Below are 18,500 nucleotides of genomic sequence, written 5' to 3'. Positions count from 1 at the left end.
AATCAGTCGAACTGATCTAGATTCAAACAAGTGTTTGAAACATACGTTCGCATTGAGCAATTGTCAAGCCCAGCGGCGACGGATTCGTGCCATAAAAAAACCGACAAACGTCGGCTTCTTAATCATTTTGTGTCGGTAATACGGTCTAAATAAGATTAGGCTTCATCATCGAGCAACGAACCAGCTTGCACGACTGGGGGCTGAGTAATGCGCAACAAAGTTTCATTGATACGGCGCAACTTCACATTAAATTCGGCAAAGCGCTCAGCGGCACTAATGCGTTCCTGCTCGTCATTCCCGCCTTCTTCAGCCTCTTTTTGAGTTTTCTTCGCCGCTTTTAATTCAGCGTCTAAAGAAGTCTGCTGATCCGACTTTTTAGAATTTTCTAAATTGAGTAAATCTTGCTGCTGCTGAACGAGTTCACTACGCGCCTCTGCCATGCGCTGAGAGGCCATGGCCGCAACACGCCGATCTTGAGCTGATGGCTCAGCCGGCGCTAACGCTGCCCTACGTACTTGTTGCATCTTGGCTAGGGTAGCTTCAGGGTTGCCGCTGACTTGTGATACATCGATAGACACCTCACCGGCAACTGCATAGCGCGCACCGTCAGGGCCTTGCTCAAAGGTGAAAGACGCTGATCCCGCCAACTCTCCGCCAACACTCGCGTGGGCTTGTTCATGCGAACGCACTTCAAGATCTCGTTGACGCAACTGATTGAGTTCGGCCAACTTAGCCTCATCTGCAGACGTTTGAGCACTAGTATCGGAGCTTGCTTCCGCTGATGCATCTTCGCTGTCAACAGATTTAGGCTTTGGAGTAAGCGAATAGGTATCAGACTCTTTGCGCTTACCGAATACGAAGGCACCTTCTTCTGCCGATGCCACAGAACCAATTTCAACAATGTCTGGAGAATATAAACTTTCGTTAGTGGCAGGTTTGCCCGTTAACGAAGGACGGAGCGAAGGATCGATAGAATAAGATGCAGCTCCGACCAATGAACCGGAAGGTGTTGATGAACCGGGGGCACCGACTGAAATTTGCACGCTAGAATCTCATGCTGACCGACTAGGCCAATGTATCAATAAGTGTGCCCAACTGTTGATCTGACGCTTGCATTACTTTTGCGTTAGCATCGACTGCTTGCTGACCTTGTTTCATGTCAGTCATCGCCGAAGCCAGCTTGCCAGTGCCTTCAACAGGGCGTTGGGTGGTTGCATCTGCAACACTTTGCGCAGCACGTTGTACTTGATCAGAACCTTGGCTGACGCCATAAGATGCCGTCGTGAACGCAGAACCAGTAGTAGACCCGATATTCATATGCACCTCGGGGATGTTGGTGTATCTGTATACAATTTAACCAACATTGCATTTAAACGCTACCCAAAAGCCAAAGCTAGATAGCGTTTAGACGCATTTGTCACATTAGACAGCTGATGCGTTATAGAAGAGCTCGCTGTCTGCGGTTGCAGCAGCAGGTTGAACCAAAATTTCGTCCAACTCTTGTGGAGCTTGAGTGACTCTATGATTGGAGTTAATGCCCAACTTACGGAACAAGGCCTGGTCTTTATTGGCCGCGGGGTTTGGCGTAGTAAGTAAGCACTCACCATAAAAAATCGAATTAGCACCAGCAAAGAAGCACATAGCTTGCATTTCTTCGCTCATTTCTTCGCGGCCAGCACTCAAACGTACGTGAGATTTCGGCATCATAATGCGCGCGGCAGCGATGGTACGAATAAAGTCGAGTGGATCTAAATCGCCTTCATTTTCCAACGGTGTACCAGCAACCTTGACTAATTGATTGATCGGTACTGAATCTGGATGAGCTGGTAGATTCGCTAACTGCACTAGTAAACCAGCACGATCTCGATGGGTTTCGCCCATACCTAAAATACCACCAGAACACACCTTCATCCCGGCATTGCGAACGTTAGCTAGAGTATTCAAGCGATCAGAATAGGTGCGCGTGGTAATAATTTCGCCGTAATACTCAGGTGAAGTATCTAAGTTGTGATTGTAATAATCCAACCCTGCTTCAGCCAAAGCATCCGCTTTTTGGTTATCCAGCATACCGAGCGTCATACAGGTTTCCAAACCGAGCTCTTTCACCCCTTTCACCATTGCGATCACATAGGGCATGTCTTTCTCGCGTGGTGAGCGCCAAGCAGCTCCCATACAAAATCGATCGGAGCCAGCAGCCTTGGCCGCTTTTGCTTTTTCAATCACGGCCTCGACTTCCATCAGCTTTTCTTTCTCAAGCTTAGTATCGTAGCGCGCGCTCTGCGGGCAATAGGCGCAGTCTTCTGGACAAGCGCCGGTCTTAATAGACAGCAAGGTGCTCACTTGCACGGCATTAGGATCGAAATACTGGCGATGAATCGTCTGCGCACGAAACAGCAAGTCATTAAAAGGCAGGTTTAGCAGCTGTTCAACTTCTGCCACCGTCCAGTCATGACGGATATCGTGGGTATTCTCAGCTGCGTGCGCCATGGTGTAACCTCTTAAAACTAAATGCTGTATCACTACCACGGATGATAAAGATACTCATGGATTGGTCAACTAGATCAAGATTTATCGCTAACAGCTGGTTATTTTTCAACCAAACATTAAAACAGACAAGCATCTGTATCTATTGCTTAGCGTCGGCACCAGAAGAAGGAATCATCTGTAACGAATGCCGCGACTCACTGCCTAAGCAAGAATTATGTTGCGCGCAATGTAGCGAACCAACAACCCAGCCAGGGCGTTGTGGTAAGTGCCAACAACACCCACCAACCTATCACTACAGTCACTGTAACTTTCATTACCAAGCACCGCTCAGCGACTGGATTCGAAACTGCAAAGACCAACGTAATGGCTTTTGGCTCAAGTATTTCGCTCGCTGGATGATAGACAACCCGCCCAATAGTCTCGATAGCATCGATGCCCTAGTATACATACCCAGCGACCGCTGGCGCTTAGCCCGACGCAGCTTCAATGTTAGTGAATTAATCGCGCGTAAACTTAGCCGCGAATTTGATATCCCGATTATTGAAGGATGCCTACACAAAAAGTACGGGAAAGATCAACGTGGGTTGAGCGCGCAGCAGCGACGAACTCAACTTAAATCCCGATTATTAGCCGGGAGTCAAAATCTAACTAACAAGCACGTCGTAATTATCGACGACGTGATGACCACTGGCGCCACAGCGGATCTCGCCGCAACTCACTTGCTCCATCAAGGTGCCCGACTAGTGGGAGTTTGGTGCCTAGCGAGAACACTACCAAGAATAAATAATAGCGATTAACAGCGCTGTCTGCTTGAGCATAGAACAGGCATAATGGCGCTCTTTTCTTAGAGGTAACATTATGTCGTCTCATCCGTACGCCACGTTAACACCCGAACGTGTTATGGACGCCGTCGATTCACTTGGTTATCTCTGCGATGCCCGCATCTTAGCTTTAAATAGTTACGAAAATCGCGTCTACCAAGTGGGCATCGAAGACCAACTTCCACTAATTGCCAAGTTCTATCGGCCTGGGCGCTGGAGCCGCGCAGCCATTACCGAGGAACATCAGTTTTTATTCGAACTCGAACGCGAAGAGCTTCCTGTCGTTGCTCCTATTTTGCATGGTGGCGAAAGTGTCTTTGAGTTTGATGGTTTTTATTTTGCGTTATTTCCCCGCCGTGGTGGACATGCGCCAGAATTAAGCAACGAAGACGACTTAGAACTATTAGGTCGTTGGCTTGGGCGTTTGCATAACATTGGTAGTCGCAAGCCATTTGCCGAACGCGCAACCATTCGCGGTGGTGACGATATTCGCCTCGCCGCAGAACAAGTACTTAAATGCGGCTTAATGCCCGATGACTTTCGTCCCGCTTATGAATCATTAATTCGAGATTTACTGGCACATATCGATCAGCAATATCCGGCTGATAAACTTAAAACGTTACGGCTACATGGTGACTTACACACAGGAAATTTATTACTGCGTGAAGATGTTTTACACATGGTCGACTTCGATGATTGCATTCAAGGCCCCGCAATGCAGGACATTTGGATGTTGCTAAGTGGCGACCGTGCGGAACAACGCCAGCAATTAATGGTCATAAGCGAAGGTTATGAAATGTTTCGACCATTCCCTAACCACGAGCTGCGCTTAATTGAATCGTTGCGCACGGTGCGAATTGTGCGTTACGCAGCTTGGCTATCGCAGCGTTGGGATGATCCTGCATTTCCTATCGCCTTCCCTTGGTTCGAAGGACACCGATTTTGGTCTGAACATCTTTTATCACTACGCGAGCAACTCGCCGCACTACAAGAAGAACCGCTTTCTATTTCTGTTTATTAATACAGAGCCTCAGCAATTACATAAGGATTTATCATGAAAAAGACCCTTGCACTTGTTACCGCTTTAGCAGCCAGCTCTCTTGTTATGGCCGAAGAGCAAACCTCTTCTGACCTAGCTAATCGTCTCTACATTGGCGGTACAATAAGCCATAACATGGTTGATTCTGCATTTGGCGATGGTAGCGTCGATGCTCCAGGTTTCGGTTTATTCCTTGGCTATAAATTGAACGACGAGATGCCAGATATCGACACCAGCTTAGAGATTGGCTACAGCCAAACCGATGAATTTTTCGATGGCAAAAATAATGAAATCAATGGTATCTGGGTCGCTGCAGTCGGTGAAAAACGCTTACCTGAAATCAGCCCGAAAGTCTCGGTACTGGCTCGACTAGGTTTAGACGTCGGTGATGACGATGGTATTTTGATGGGCGCGGGTATGGGTCTACATCCATCTGAGCGTATTGCTCTTCGCGCTGAATATCTCAATAAAGATTCATCCAGTGTTATGCAACTCAGTGCGGTAATCAATTTTTAATAGCGTATTAATTTGCTAATTAAATGCGATCACACCAATAAAAAAGGGCCTTTCGGCCCTTTTTTATTTCATCGAGAAAATGCTAGCGAACACCTTCACGACGCAAGGCTGCCGGCGTGTAATCTGCCTGTGAACGCTTAAAGCCATATTCATAGCCACCATCTTCTTCGCTATCTAACCCTAGCACTAGGTAACGACCAGAAGTTAATTCATACAAAGTTTCAACGGCATACCAAGGTACCTTTTTATCGTAGTACATCACGTTGTGAGACTCAGCCACACGCCATAACGCACCGCGACCGTCGTAATGATCAATCTCTGTGGCCTGCCAAGTATCTTCATCGAAGTAAAATACGCGCTTAGCATAGATATGACGCTTGCCTTCTTTTAGAGTTGCGGTCACTTTCCACACACGATGCAATTCATAGCGAGTTAGGTCCTGATTTATGTGACCTGCTTTTACGATATCGCTATATTTCAACTTACTGTCTTTCAAAGCGTAAGAGTTGTATGGGATATACAATTCCATTTTGCCTTCTAGCTTCCAGTCGTAGCGATCTGGAGAGCCGTTGAACATATCGAGGTTATCCGCAGTACGCAGACCATCCGATGCCGTTCCTGGACCGTCGTAAGCAACCTGAGGAGCGCGTCGCACACGACGCTGACCAGCATTATAAACCCATGCTTTACGAGGCTCTTTTACTTGGTCGAGAGTTTCATGAACCAATAGTACATTACCCGCTAAACGAGCCGGTGAAAGTACATCTTGCTTAAAGTAGAACAGAACGTTGGCATCAACATTAGGGTCATAATCCGTTAGTTTGTTGCGGAACGTGAACTCATCTTGAAAGCGCACAACAGTGAAATCACCATTTACTTGCGGAGTAGCTTGACCAACTACACGGGCAACACTACCACCACGATAACGGGTGATATGGTTCCATACCACTTCAACACCGCTTTGAGGGAATGGAAAAGGAGCGCCTTCGACGAAGTTGCTCAAGCCATTACCATCATCCAACAATACAGTGTTCGTGGCATTAGCCTTTGTCGCTGCGTAAATAGTCTCAGGATAACTTGCAGTACGACGGGTCTCATATACTGGCATTCTGTAAGTATCTGGATACTTAGCAAACATCGCCTTTTGACCATCACTTAAATTCGCTGAATAGTCTTTATAGTTTGCTGCGGTAATTACAAACTTAGGCTTATCTTCAGGAAATGGGTTAGTAATTTTACCCTTTGCGTCCAATCCGCCTTTACCAGCAGGTACACCACCTAACCATGCCGGAATATTACCTTCTGCCTTTTTGATAGCACCCATTGGGGTGAACTCATCACCGCCTAGCTTTGCGGCTTGCTCCGCAGGAACACCTGCATTAGCACCGGTGATCATTAGAGACAGCGCTACAGCGCCGCCCCATATTTTTGCTTGTTGTTTAAACATAATAAACCTCTGTAAATCGAATCTGATCAACACACTCAGAATGAATATTTAGCTGACAGACTAATGTTGTCGCGGTCTTTAAGTTGGTTGTACTTACCACCAGAGAAATTGGTGTAAGACACATCAACAGACGTTTGGTTTAGGTACACGAACGACACACCTAAGCCAACAGTCAAACGATCATCAATAAACTGAGAACCGGGTTCTGGACCATTACCTTTATCAAAGGCAACCGACATATTCGGAGACATGTTGACGCCAGCAAATGCGTTGTTGAAGTCCATACCACCACGCAAACGGATACCACCGGATAGCTTGGTCACATAACCATCATCAGTACAGTTACTGCTTTGAACGTTCTTACCTGAGTTAGCTGCTCCACCAAAAGTTTCAGCGGTACAGAAGTTGGTACTTCCAGCTAGATCCCAAACACCATCGTTATTACCGATACCATAAGCACCAGAACGACCATAACGAGCATCATCGGTATCCGGTAAATCAGGAATAAAGTTCAAGCCAAATTCGGCAACCAAAGCAATACGGTCTGCACCGAAGGCATTGTCGAAGAATTTAATAATGGTGGTTTGAGCCTGCCAAATATCAAACTCGTCGTAACCTTTAGCAATTTCGCCGTAAAGATCAGATGCAGATCCGCCTTCTTCAGCTCGCTGCTGATACAAACGGCTATATGGAGCGCCGTTACCAGATACGATCAACTCGAAAGCGTTCCACTGCAGTGGCGCATCCGGCTTGTAGCTAATTTCACCACCGATAGACATACCGCTTTCAGTACTACGCGCAAAACTCACACCCATAATCTGGATGTCTTCCGGGTAAGCAATTTGATACAAGGGACGATACGTGTCGTATGTAGCGTTGGCATTAACCTGCGCACCTTTGGTACCGGTTACCGTTCCTGTAGAGTCATAGTTTGTTACGGCACCATTGATATATGGCACGCGACTATGAATATTCATGTAATACAAACCGAATTCAGTGTCACCCAGCGCTTCGGAGTACCAACGTAAAGCAGCACCAAACTGACCAGAATCTTTCGGTTGATCATCAGGTAAGCGCTCAGTTACTGGTGATACACGAGATGATAAAGGCACACCCGCATCAATCTCGGCTTGGCGGAACGCTAACATATCGCGCTCGTCAGCTTCCCCCCCCAAAATAACTGGACCACATCCGTCCGCAACGAAATCAACGGTAGAGAAGAAAGTACCGCACGGGTCAGTACGAGTCTTTTCCCACTCAAGTTGATAAAAGGCTTCTAACGTTACGTCGCTGGTAATACCAATAGAGGTATAGGCCATACTAACGGGTAATAAACCTTCTTTAACTTCAGCACCAGGCTTACGGAAAGCCGACGCATCCACTGGGTTGATACTGTTAATACCACCCTGAATAAAGGTACTTTCACCCCAGCTCAATACCTGACGACCTAATCGAAAGGTCACTGGAGTATCACCAAGGTCGTAATCAGCCCACACATAAGCATCCAATAACTCAGCGCCTTTACCTGCAGCGTTTTCGGTTGCTTCGTTTAATGGTTTGAAATCGGTATCCTGATCCATCAAGGCGGCATCGTAATAAGCACGACCACGGAAGAAACCACCGTAGTTTTTGTAGTTCAACTCAAGGTCTGATGAGAACTTCAAAACGTGGGTATAAACATCGCCCTGACTGTAGTTCAACGTACCATCGTCATAGTTGTACGAAGAACCTTGACCAGTAAAACCAAAATCACTGCCATTGGCTGGCATGATCTGATCTTTATCGCGATCTTCTACACGCCACGCAATACCATAACTGATGGTGTTATCAAGCTGGGCGCTGAAATCACCAAAGTTAAATTCAACCGCATGAGCGGCGCCCATTGCGCTGGTCAATGCCAGTGCTAATGGGGCTTTCTTAAATACTTTATACATAGCTTTGCTTGTCATCTTTTTATACTCCGCAAGGCTTAGTTAGATGTTTCGAGAACAGATATGTCTTCAACAACAAACCCTTTCTGATCGCCAGGCAAGCCAGTAAGCTGGGTCGCTCCATACGGATCAAAGAAAGTAATAATTTGTTGGAAGGTTTCAGCAAATACATCCTGCGGATCAGCAGAAGAGAAAGTGCTGTGCGTACCCTTAGCGATGCGAACGTTTGCACGTACAATCGAGTCATTCGATGCATTCGGGAAGTAGTACTTAGGATCAGCTGAAATTGCTCCTCCCTCTACAGCAGTTTCCTGCGTTACAAAGGTCGTAATCCCCATTTCTGTTACTAGTGGATCTGTACCGGCTAGATACGATTTAGATGTATCTAAGACTGGAGTTAGCGCATTGTTAGGAACCACCTGATCAGATAATTCATCAGCATCACCTGCTACACCCACATCTTCGTATACGAGTACAGGCAGAGTCTCAAGATTCGATGCAAAGTTAATTGGGTCAGCGGAGTCAACCATAGCTTGTAAAACACTAAAGAAAGACTCAATGCTCGTAGAACCCTGATTAATACCAGCAGCAGCCAAACCACCTAATACTCGTGCACCAATCGTTGGCGAGTTTTCAAGTAACTTAACAACACCACCACCTGGGTTACCTAAAGCAGCTGCTTTAACAAGTGGTAAATCTGAGTTGTATGCTTGCACCGAAGTATCATTATTTACGGCTAAGAAGGTCGTACCTATGATCCCACCCAGTGAATGGCCGATAAAGTAGACGTTTTCCGGATCTAAATCATCTGCAGTGCCATCAGCATTAACATCCATATCACCAATCGATGCGTTCAGGTTCATCATGTCGAGAACGGTTTGACGCATACCATCACGCAAACGCGAGAAGTTCTGCAAGTTAATGTATAGCTCGCCAGAAGACCCAACAGAATCCGCTGTTACTGGATCACTATTAGCGTCTAAAGCACCGTTAAAGACCATCGCAATATTCGAACTATCGGCAGCTTTTGCCACGTTATTGTGACGTTCTTTTAGTGCTGCCAATTCAGGAGCATTTTCTGCACCAACGGCAGTAACCCAACCAGCACGAGCTGCGGCAAACGGGCTATTGGTTGACACGTCAGCTGCTGCAACTTGCTCTACGTTAAATAGACGTAGAGAGTTCGCTTCGCCTTCATTATTGAGTGGAGCAACACCGTGCATAACATGGTCGATCGCGACCATAGCAATACATTGGCCAGCCAACGCATTACCCACTAATACGCCAGCTGTGCGATCAACTGTAATACCGTGCTGGTAAATCACAACCGGCCAACCTTCAGCAGGCTTACCAGAGGCTGGACCTGCGCCGTCTGGATCACAGCTAGCATCAGGCATAGTGACCATAACCGGAATTACAGAGTCGCCCACTTTATCCGCAAACGGGAAGCGATAGGTAACGTTGAAAGAACCGTTAACATCTTCCGGAGCACCTGTAAGCCCCAAAGCAACTGCAGCATCATTGCTACCCGTCCAACTACCTAAGCTAGCATCAGCAACACCGGCTTCGGAATCGGCTAAATACGATGGAATCTCTAGAGCGCCTTGGAAGATATTACCGTGAGAGGACAACGCCGCCACTTGTGCAGCAACTGTCGAGGTAAGATCTGAAGCCAATTGCGCATCAACAGCCGCCTGAATAGTCGTTTCATCCGCACCATCCAATGCTGGGTTTGCGCGTACTTGAGCTTCAATTGCCGCTGCAACTTTTGGCGTGAGCTGAGCCGTCAATAATGTGTCATATGGAACAGCAACCGGCGTTGATGGCGCCGATACAATCGGTGCGTAGCTACGCGATTGTGGGCGATCAACAATAGAGTCGATGCCGGCACCTTGACCATCGGCAATCGCCGTGATCAAACCTTGATAGTAAAACGGTGCTAATGACGCTGTCGCTTTCAATACAGGACGGATTGTTGCTCCATCAGTTGTTGGCAGAGTGCCCGGAGCCTTGGTGTTTATTGACACTGCAACCAAACCAGCAATGCTATCTAACGTTCCTGATGCCGTAGCATCTGCGGTCGCTTGATCGCCACCACCACCGAGAACCGACGCTACAACACTCGCTGTGATCTTAGCTTCCGCTGCATCGACTGACGTGATCTGTGTTGCCAAGAAGGTCGCAGGAGCCGCCATTGCATTAAGAACATCAACTGTACCGCCTGTGGTGAAGGCATAGCTCAAAACCACATCGTCTTGAGTAACTGCATTGCTTGTTGCCGCAGCAAGGAAGCCACCCGCAATTTGTTCCCAACCTTGAACCGCTGCACGAACAGGCGCCAACGCAGAAGACGGTAACTGTAAAGAGCCACTTAATAATTCGTATTCCGCCGATCCTGTTACTGCTTCACCGCTCGCGGATGTAATACTATTCGTCATCGCAACGATGTACTTAGTTTTTGGATCTAAAGGCGTTTTCGGCAAAATCTGAATTGCGTGCGTTGCGCCACCATCAAGTGTCACATAACGCGCATCATAGTCAGTACCACCAACTGGCTGATCTGCTGCCACTGGAGATGCACCGCCATTTGCGATAATCGAGGTGATATCTAACGCATCAATCGCAGCGTTGTCTTGGGCATTTTTCAGTTTGATCAAAAATACGGTCTGACCAGCAATAACGCTTTCAGGAGCTAACGCAGCATTAAAATTGACATAAAAAGCGGCGGTATTAGAAAAACCATCGAGTTTATTGATGGCAGTCGTTACTGGCGGCGTTGTATCTGCAGTATTTGCCGTACCATCAGAAGTCGATGCATCAGCAAACAGCAAATCGATGTTAAGAGGCAGCTTGCGACTACCTGCAGAAAAAATTGGGGCAACGCTACTTGGCGTTGATCCTGCGCTTCCGGCTGTTACTGGAGAAAGGTCGACCTTGTTGTTATCACCTTCCACGCTACTAATATTACAACCGGCCAGTCCCGCGGTCGCTGCTGCAACGGCCAGACTGAGGAGAGTCTTCTTCACCATATTGCTACCTGTATGAGTTTTTATGGTTATTGGTATACATCATGTACGTGGAAGCACCACATACGGACATGCTACCGACTATAATCTGGCAGACACGCACCCTCATCACTCGAAAGTATGATTCCTTGCGTAAGCACAGCTCATTTTGTATCTGATCGTAATCAAACATAGTTGAGATATTCAAAGGTGCCAAACCGAACACCTGCTTTCGGACTGTGATTTACCTAGTCCTTCCACTAGAATGAACGCCGTTTATTACTCAGTGTTTGCAGGAGACTCTCATGTCAAATCAGGATTCCGTGGTTATCGTTGCTGGTGCCCGCACCCCCATGGGCGGCTTTCAAGGCAGCCTAAGCGCAGTTAGCGCTACCGATCTGGGCGCTATCGCCATTGCCGAAACCGTAAAGCGCGCCGGTATTCAGCCGACTGACGTGCAAGAAGTGATTATGGGGAACGTACTACCTGCAGGCCTAAAACAAGGTCCTGCACGCCAAGCTATGCGTAAAGCCGGATTACCAGATGCGACTGGCGCAACCACAGTTAACAAACTCTGCGGTTCGGGCATGAAAGCAACCATGATGGCCCACGATGCCATTAAAGCTGGCTCCGTTGATATTGCTGTCGCTGGCGGCATGGAATCTATGTCTAACGCACCTTACATTCTAGAGAACGCACGCAATGGTTATCGCATGGGTCATGGCGATCAAGCTAAAGACCACATGTTCCTAGATGGCCTTGAAGATGCTGAAACCGGCAAGCTAATGGGAGCATTCGCTCAAGAAACTGCTGATAGTAAAGGCTACACGCGCGAGCAAATGGATGATTACGCTATCCGTTCACTAACCCGTGCTAAATCTGCAATCGAGGCTGGCTTGAACGCTGCTGAAATCGTTTCTGTAACGGTTACAACTCGTAAAGGTGAGACAGTCGTTAGTCAAGACGAGCAGCCGTTTAACGCGAACATCGAAAAAATTCCAAGCTTACGTCCTGCCTTCCGTAAAGACGGAACGATCACCGCAGCGAACGCTTCTTCCATTTCTGATGGCGCTTCTGCTCTATTATTGATGCGCGAATCGGTTGCCCAAGCAAAAGGGGTTAAGCCTATTGCTCGCATCGTGGCTCATGCCACTCAATCACAGCACCCATCGGAGTTCACGATCGCTCCTTGTGGCGCGATTGAAACGGTACTGGCTAAAGCTGGCTGGAATAGCCAAGAAGTTGACCTTTATGAAATCAACGAGGCATTTGCTATGGTTGCCATGATGCCGATTGATGCTTTGGGCCTGGATGCCGAAAAAGTGAACATCTACGGTGGTGCATGTGCTCAAGGCCATCCTGTTGGCTCAACCGGCTCACGCTTGATCGTGACGTTAATGAATGCATTGAAAAACACCGGTGGTACAAAAGGCGTAGCAGCTTTGTGTATCGGTGGCGGCGAAGCAACAGCGGTCGCGATTGAAATGCTATAAGACGTTAAATTAAGGTCAAACTTGACCTTAATTTTTGCATAAAAAAACCGGCAATTGCCGGTTTTTTATGCAAAATAAAGTCTGATTAAAATACGATGGTTTTATTACCATGCAGTAAAACGCGATCTTCTAAGTGACTACGCACTCCGCGAGCCAATACAGATTTCTCTACGTCTTTACCCAAGCGCACCATATCTTCAACAGTATCGTTATGGCTAATACGAATAACGTCCTGATCAATAATAGGCCCAGCATCCAACTCTTGCGTCACGTAATGACACGTCGCACCGATTAATTTAACACCACGTTCTGCCGCTTGGTGGTATGGCTTAGCGCCAACAAACGACGGCAAAAAGCTGTGATGTATGTTAATCACCTGCCCAACATATTTTACGCACAACTCTGGGGGAATAATCTGCATGTAGCGCGCAAGTACAATGGTATCTGCTGCGTGCTCTTCAACAATGGCATTTACCCGACGAAAATGTTCCGCTTTATTGTCTTTATCTACGGGCACATGAAAGAAAGGAATTCCATGCCACTCAACTAAGGAACGTAAATCATCATGGTTAGATATTACGCACGGAATATCGCAATTGAGTTCTTTGCTATGCCAGCGGTGCAACAAATCAACTAAGCAATGACTCTGTTTGCTTGCCATGAGAATTACTTTCTTTGGCGCCCCCGAATCGCTGACCTGCCAGCTCATTCCAAACTCTTCAGCAATCGGCGCAAAGTTCTCTTTCAAAACATCAAGATCGAACGGCAGAGAATCCGCGCGAATACAGTGCCGCATAAAGAACCTTCCAGTCACTGGGTCTGAATAGTGATTTGCTTCCACTATCCAACCGCCATGTGCGGAGAAAAACTGACCGACTTTGGCTACTATACCGACCCGATCGGGACACGATATTGTTAAACGGTAAACTCGTTCCATAACCATCCAAATAGGTAATTAAGGCCTAGCTGGCCCTTGCAGTCTGAGACAGTTAATGGTGAACTCGTCACAGACTATTATAAATATTTCAAAATCAGAGATGGGCCTATGTTACTCCTAAGATCCCTGCTCCTCACCTTGTTTGTTAGCCTACCAGCTTATGCCGACAATTCTGAGCTTGAGCGCAGTGTCTTTCAATTGTCAGTCGACGTCAAAATGCTATTGCTTAAGTATTACCATGTTCAAGCAGACGAGGGGAATACCCAACGCATTGCCGAACTTAGCCAACGTCGCAGCGAAGTAGAAGCACTTCATGCGGATATTAGTAAGCAATTGGATGGTTCCTATTTACCGTACAAACAAAACATCCAACAGCGGTGGATGACGTTTGACAGTTACTTAAAGCAAAATCTAAATGAAATCCAAGAAAGTAATTATCCTGAGTTGCAGGTTGTTACGCTGATGCGTGAAGCACAGCGTGCGATGCTTGATGAGCTAGAAAAACTTGGCGAAAACCTAAGACAAAATTCAGAAACAAAACCCTCAGAATACGAACAATGGAGCCGCAATCAAAAGAATCTTATGATCTCGGTCGTAGAACGCTACATAGAACGTGCCGCGTCTTCTATGGGTGCCCCACTGACCACAGATCAAATTGATATTGCAGCCCTGTGTAAACAATTCGATCGCGGTTTAGCCGATATGAAAAGCCAAGCCACATCAGACGAAGCTCAAGCTTTGCTCTCAAAAATTCGTAGCCAATGGATATTTATTCAAACAGCGGCCACCAATACCGACGCTAAGCTAGTGCCCTTTTTAGTCATGCGCTACACCGATAATATTCTTGATCGGTTAACCTTACTCGATCAACACTCCTAATCGTTTTGCATCTATCGTCGGCGGCAATGTCGTATTCGGGAGCATGACACTTGACTGCCGCACTGCTATAGTCAAAGCAACTGCGGCGGAAAAGGATCGAACTAAACGTCTATGGGAGTGTATGTTTTTGACATGGGTCGGCGCATTGAAACGCCTGTGTCAGCCCCTTCGTTGCAAATTAAAGCAACAGCAGCAACTCAAGCCGTTGCTAAGATACACTCGAACCTAAAATCCCCTTCGCAACACGCTCAGCAAGCTATTCACGACTATCAAGAACACACTGAGCATGAACCCCAGCTTGTTGCTTATGCTACCGACATTATGGCGACCGAACTTAAAACTTTAAGCACAACAGCCACCGTCGGCGATGCTTGGCTAGCGATAAAAGAAAGCGGATATCGACATCTCCCCGTCATCGACGAACACCATGCGATCCATGCAATTGTTTTCGATCGTGACATTATGGCAACACTCATCGAAACCCCTAAAGCGATTGGCAATAATATTTTGCAGCATGCCATGCATCCGGTTTACTGCATCTTAGAAAACACCGATATACGACAAACAGCACAAATTTTATATCAACATGATCTTGGCGCTCTGCCGGTGATCAATCGTCAACATCAGTTGACTGGCATCATTACCCGCACCGATCTATTGCGGTTATTAAGCCATTACGGCCCCATGGAACTGTGGGCATAGGAGTACTATATGGCAAGACACTACGAACTGATTCACCCTAAAACCCATCTACGTGTACTCTCACGCTACGAAATTCAGCAACTCAAAGACGTTAGTAGCCGCACCCATGAATTATTGCGACGCTGTTCTTATGCGGTATTGAGTGCAGGTAGCCAAAATGATGATTATTTAGAATTAGAAAAAGAATATAAAGACTTTAATATTGTCGTCGATCAAGAAGACCGTGGCATTATCTTACGACTCACTGGAGCACCGGCAAACGCCTTTGTAGATAACGAAATTATTCGCGGTGTGCGTGAACAATTATTTTCGGTATTACGCGATATTTTGTACGTCGATGAGTCTATTTTAAAAGCTCACCGTTTTAACCTTAATAACAGCGAAGACATCACTAATGCTGTTTTCCACATTTTAAGAAACGCCAATATTCTACAACCCGATATGCAGCCGAATTTAGTCGTCTGTTGGGGCGGTCATTCAATCGCACCGCATGAATACCAATACACTAAAGACGTCGGGTATCAGTTAGGTCTGCGTGGTATGGATATTGGTACTGGTTGCGGACCAGGCGCAATGAAAGGGCCGATGAAAGGTGCAACCATCGGCCATGCAAAACAACACATCCGCGACGGACGCTATATCGGTATTACTGAGCCGGGCATTATCGCGGCAGAAGCGCCCAACCCAATTGTTAATCAACTTGTTATTCTTCCAGATATCGAAAAGCGTTTAGAGGCTTTTATCCGTTTAGCTCATGGCATCGTTATTTTCCCTGGCGGCCCTGGCACAGCAGAGGAGCTCCTTTATTTACTCGGTGTATTGTCTCATCCGGATAACGCGAGAATACCTTTCCCACTGATTATCACTGGACCAAAAGAAGCAGAGGAGTATTTGTACGATATTGATCGCTTTATTGGTGAAACTCTTGGTAAAGATGCACAGCAACGTTATGAAATAATCATAGCTGATGAAGAAAAGGTCGCTCGTAGGATGAAAGCAGGGATTCACGAAGTCGAGACGTTCAGACGTGAACACAATGATGCTTTTTTCTATAATTGGGCACTGACAATTCAAGATGAATTTCAACATCCCTTTGATCCGACTCATGAAGCCATGCAGTCATTGGCGCTCACCCATACGTTACCGGGCCACGAACTTGCCGCGAATTTAAGACGTGCATTTTCTGGCATTGTAGCCGGCAATGTGAAAGCCGATGGCGTGAGTCGAGTACGTGAAAACGGGCCATATCAAATCACTGGTGATCGCGACATATTAGAAGGAATGGATCGACTACTCAGAGCCATGGTAGAGCATGGAAGAATGAAGATAAAAGGTAATTACAAACCTTGTTACGAAATCGTCTCCAGCTAAAAAATCGCATCCAAATAAAAAGCCCTGCATTGCAGGGCTTTTTTATGCTCTATTTTAATATTATTTTTTAGGCAGCGTAGACGTCGCTTTTCCTGTTAAATTAGCGGCGTAATTCATAATATGAAAAATCACATTTTGCTCATGAACACCGCTCACTAAATGTGCGCCCGGACCAGTGGCAAAAATACCCACATCTTCGCCAGAGTGAGTTTCGGACTCCAAGGGAATTAAGGCTTCTTGGTGATATCCTGGTGTTTCAGTATTGATAGAATTTAAATCCTTACGGCCCTGATCAACCGGATGCTCATAAGCTAAATCACCATCTGTCTCATCACCTAAATCTTTAAAGCCACGCCCGTTAGCATACCCCAGCGTGGTATAAGGCATATCATCTAAAGCCAGTGCCTCTTGATCACTACCAACAGAAACAACTTTACCCAAAATTGGATTACCGCGCTTCGGATAGCCTGCCATCGTAAAGACATGGCTATGATCCGAGGTAACAATAATCAAGGTTTCATTCGGATTTGTAGATGCTTGAGCTTTAGCCACCGCTTGGCTAAGTTCAATGGATTCATGTAAAGCATTAAAGGCGCTGCCTGCATGATGGCCGTGATCAATACGACCTGCTTCAACCATTAAAAAATACCCTTTATTTTTATCCTTAGCCTCTAACAACTGAATCGCTTTGGCTGTCATCTCACTAAGCGATGGCTCCCCGGAGACATCATTTTTTCGATCCATTTCGTAGCGCATATGCGATTCATTGAACAAGCCTAGTACTGGTAATTGTGCAGCTGTAGTAAGCGCATCAAAACCAGTCTGATCCATAACATATTGACCAGAGGGATATAGCTTTTTCCATTCAGCAATTAGATCGCGATTGTCAGTACGATCACCTTCAATAGCACTTACGGCATCAGGCGAATTAAATGCAGCATCTTTCGGCAGAAAGTGACGTCGCCCACCGCCCATAGCAACATCAATTCCATCGACGCTTACACCATACTCCTGCTCAATTTTTTCCTTTAAATGAACAAATTGATCTGCGATATCCATACAGCCCTGCGCAATGGCACTAGCCGGCATATCTGAAACATCTTCCCAATCACGATCAGGACTATGTGCGTAAGTTGCAGCAGGCGTTGCATGTGTCAACCGAGCGGTAGTAACAATCCCTGTCGCCATACCTGCTATTTCAGCCAGCTCAAGCGCAGAGATAACCTCAGTTCCCTTGCTACTAGCACAATCGCCCCGAGTAACCTCTTCACTCAACCCAACAATACCAGCATCAGTTTTAACACCAGACATCATCGCCGTCATAGTGCCAGCAGAGTCGGGGGTTTGCGCATCGACGTTGTAGGTTTTTGAAAACCCGGTAAACGGAAATTTCTCAAAGCTTAATTGGTTCTCTTCACCGCTTTCACCGCGTAGCTGACCGTCCAAAATTCGTGCTGCGGTAATGGTCGAAATACTCATACCATCACCAACAAACAAAATAACATTTTTAGCGCTACCGATTTGATTTTGAATCGCTTCAAACTTAGCAAAATCCGCTTGCAGCGAATCCTGGGCAGATTGATACCAAATATTAGAGTTCGCACCGGCATCAAAAGAAAGTGGCGGCTTAACATCCAAAACATCGGATGACTGAGGCTGACATCCGCTCAGAACAAGAATACTGGGTACCCATAGGATATTTAAGAATTTAAAGATAGTACTATTCATGAGCGTCCTAATTTCCATAGCTTCTACTGAATTTTTACTCGGACCATAGTGTATTTCCGAATTATGACACTTTATCAATTACGCGCCATTAATATAATTGTCACAATTCAGAAATATCCTTCGTGCTATTCGCTAACAGATCAG

At 46.4% G+C, this 18,500-nt stretch carries 15 protein-coding genes; 7 read left to right on the top strand and 8 right to left on the bottom strand.

Translation table 11 applies throughout. The features are described from left to right. Positions 1-155: 155 nt before the first annotated feature. From TOL_RS18115 to bioB, 3 genes are all read right to left on the bottom strand, one after another. Positions 156-1,043 carry a putative metalloprotease CJM1_0395 family protein gene (locus TOL_RS18115; protein ID WP_015485817.1) on the bottom strand — a complete coding sequence of 296 codons (888 nt, stop codon included), beginning with the start codon at positions 1,041-1,043 and terminating at the stop codon, positions 156-158. A gap of 22 nt (positions 1,044-1,065) precedes the next feature. Continuing rightward, the gene (locus TOL_RS18110) at positions 1,066-1,317 is read right to left on the bottom strand and encodes a flagellar basal body rod C-terminal domain-containing protein (protein WP_015485816.1); all 252 of its coding nucleotides are present in this window, start codon (positions 1,315-1,317) and stop codon (positions 1,066-1,068) included. A 105-nt stretch (positions 1,318-1,422) separates the two neighbouring features. Beyond that, the gene (gene bioB / locus TOL_RS03105) at positions 1,423-2,487 is read right to left on the bottom strand and encodes a biotin synthase BioB (RefSeq protein WP_015485815.1); all 1,065 of its coding nucleotides are present in this window, start codon (positions 2,485-2,487) and stop codon (positions 1,423-1,425) included. 56 nt (positions 2,488-2,543) lie between these two features. On the opposite strand from bioB, the gene TOL_RS03100 reads away from it, so the two are divergent. The 3 genes from TOL_RS03100 (at position 2,544) to TOL_RS03090 (ending at position 4,863) form a co-directional block, all read left to right on the top strand. Further along, a complete protein-coding gene (locus TOL_RS03100; protein ID WP_015485814.1) occupies positions 2,544-3,284 on the top strand; it encodes a ComF family protein in 741 nt (246 codons plus the stop codon). Positions 3,285-3,345: 61 nt separating this feature from the next. Then, positions 3,346-4,329, top strand: a complete 984-nt coding sequence (locus TOL_RS03095) for a serine/threonine protein kinase (RefSeq protein WP_015485813.1) — start codon at positions 3,346-3,348, stop codon at positions 4,327-4,329. A gap of 33 nt (positions 4,330-4,362) precedes the next feature. After that, the gene (locus TOL_RS03090; RefSeq protein WP_015485812.1) at positions 4,363-4,863 is read left to right on the top strand and encodes an outer membrane beta-barrel protein; all 501 of its coding nucleotides are present in this window, start codon (positions 4,363-4,365) and stop codon (positions 4,861-4,863) included. Between the two features lie 82 nt (positions 4,864-4,945). Here TOL_RS03090 and TOL_RS03085 read toward each other — a convergent pair whose 3' ends face one another. The 3 genes from TOL_RS03085 to TOL_RS03075 are packed head-to-tail and all read right to left on the bottom strand — an operon-like array spanning position 4,946 to position 11,270. Continuing rightward, positions 4,946-6,310 (bottom strand): DUF1329 domain-containing protein, encoded by a 1,365-nt coding sequence (locus TOL_RS03085; protein WP_015485811.1) that lies wholly within the window; start codon positions 6,308-6,310, stop codon positions 4,946-4,948. Between the two features lie 35 nt (positions 6,311-6,345). Beyond that, complete coding sequence (locus tag TOL_RS03080; protein WP_015485810.1) at positions 6,346-8,259, bottom strand: DUF1302 domain-containing protein; 1,914 nt, start codon at positions 8,257-8,259, stop codon at positions 6,346-6,348. Positions 8,260-8,279: 20 nt separating this feature from the next. Beyond that, positions 8,280-11,270 (bottom strand): hypothetical protein, encoded by a 2,991-nt coding sequence (locus TOL_RS03075; RefSeq protein ID WP_015485809.1) that lies wholly within the window; start codon positions 11,268-11,270, stop codon positions 8,280-8,282. A gap of 281 nt (positions 11,271-11,551) precedes the next feature. Here TOL_RS03075 and TOL_RS03070 point away from each other — a divergent pair, with 281 nt between their 5' ends. Continuing rightward, a complete protein-coding gene (locus TOL_RS03070; protein ID WP_015485808.1) occupies positions 11,552-12,739 on the top strand; it encodes a thiolase family protein in 1,188 nt (395 codons plus the stop codon). Between the two features lie 85 nt (positions 12,740-12,824). Here the strand turns inward: TOL_RS03070 and purU are convergent, their stop codons facing one another. Continuing rightward, positions 12,825-13,676 carry a formyltetrahydrofolate deformylase gene (gene purU, locus TOL_RS03065; RefSeq protein ID WP_041588383.1) on the bottom strand — a complete coding sequence of 284 codons (852 nt, stop codon included), beginning with the start codon at positions 13,674-13,676 and terminating at the stop codon, positions 12,825-12,827. 108 nt (positions 13,677-13,784) lie between these two features. On the opposite strand from purU, the gene TOL_RS03060 reads away from it, so the two are divergent. The 3 genes from TOL_RS03060 (at position 13,785) to ppnN (ending at position 16,628) form a co-directional block, all read left to right on the top strand. Then, a complete protein-coding gene (locus TOL_RS03060) occupies positions 13,785-14,555 on the top strand; it encodes a hypothetical protein (protein ID WP_015485806.1) in 771 nt (256 codons plus the stop codon). Positions 14,556-14,687: 132 nt separating this feature from the next. Further along, positions 14,688-15,257, top strand: a complete 570-nt coding sequence (locus TOL_RS03055) for a CBS domain-containing protein (RefSeq protein ID WP_158505900.1) — start codon at positions 14,688-14,690, stop codon at positions 15,255-15,257. A 9-nt stretch (positions 15,258-15,266) separates the two neighbouring features. Next, a complete protein-coding gene (gene ppnN / locus TOL_RS03050) occupies positions 15,267-16,628 on the top strand; it encodes a nucleotide 5'-monophosphate nucleosidase PpnN (protein ID WP_015485804.1) in 1,362 nt (453 codons plus the stop codon). 60 nt (positions 16,629-16,688) lie between these two features. On the opposite strand, the gene TOL_RS03045 is transcribed toward ppnN, so the two are convergent. Further along, entirely contained in the window at positions 16,689-18,356 is a 1,668-nt protein-coding gene (locus TOL_RS03045; RefSeq protein WP_015485803.1) for an alkaline phosphatase family protein, read from the bottom strand. Between the last annotated feature and the right edge of the window lie 144 nt (positions 18,357-18,500).

The sequence above is a fragment of the Thalassolituus oleivorans MIL-1 genome (assembly GCF_000355675.1).
GTDB lineage: Bacteria > Pseudomonadota > Gammaproteobacteria > Pseudomonadales > Oceanobacteraceae > Thalassolituus > Thalassolituus oleivorans.
The sequence above is the reverse complement of the archived record's forward strand: the minus strand, read 5'-3'. Positions and strand labels throughout refer to the sequence as shown.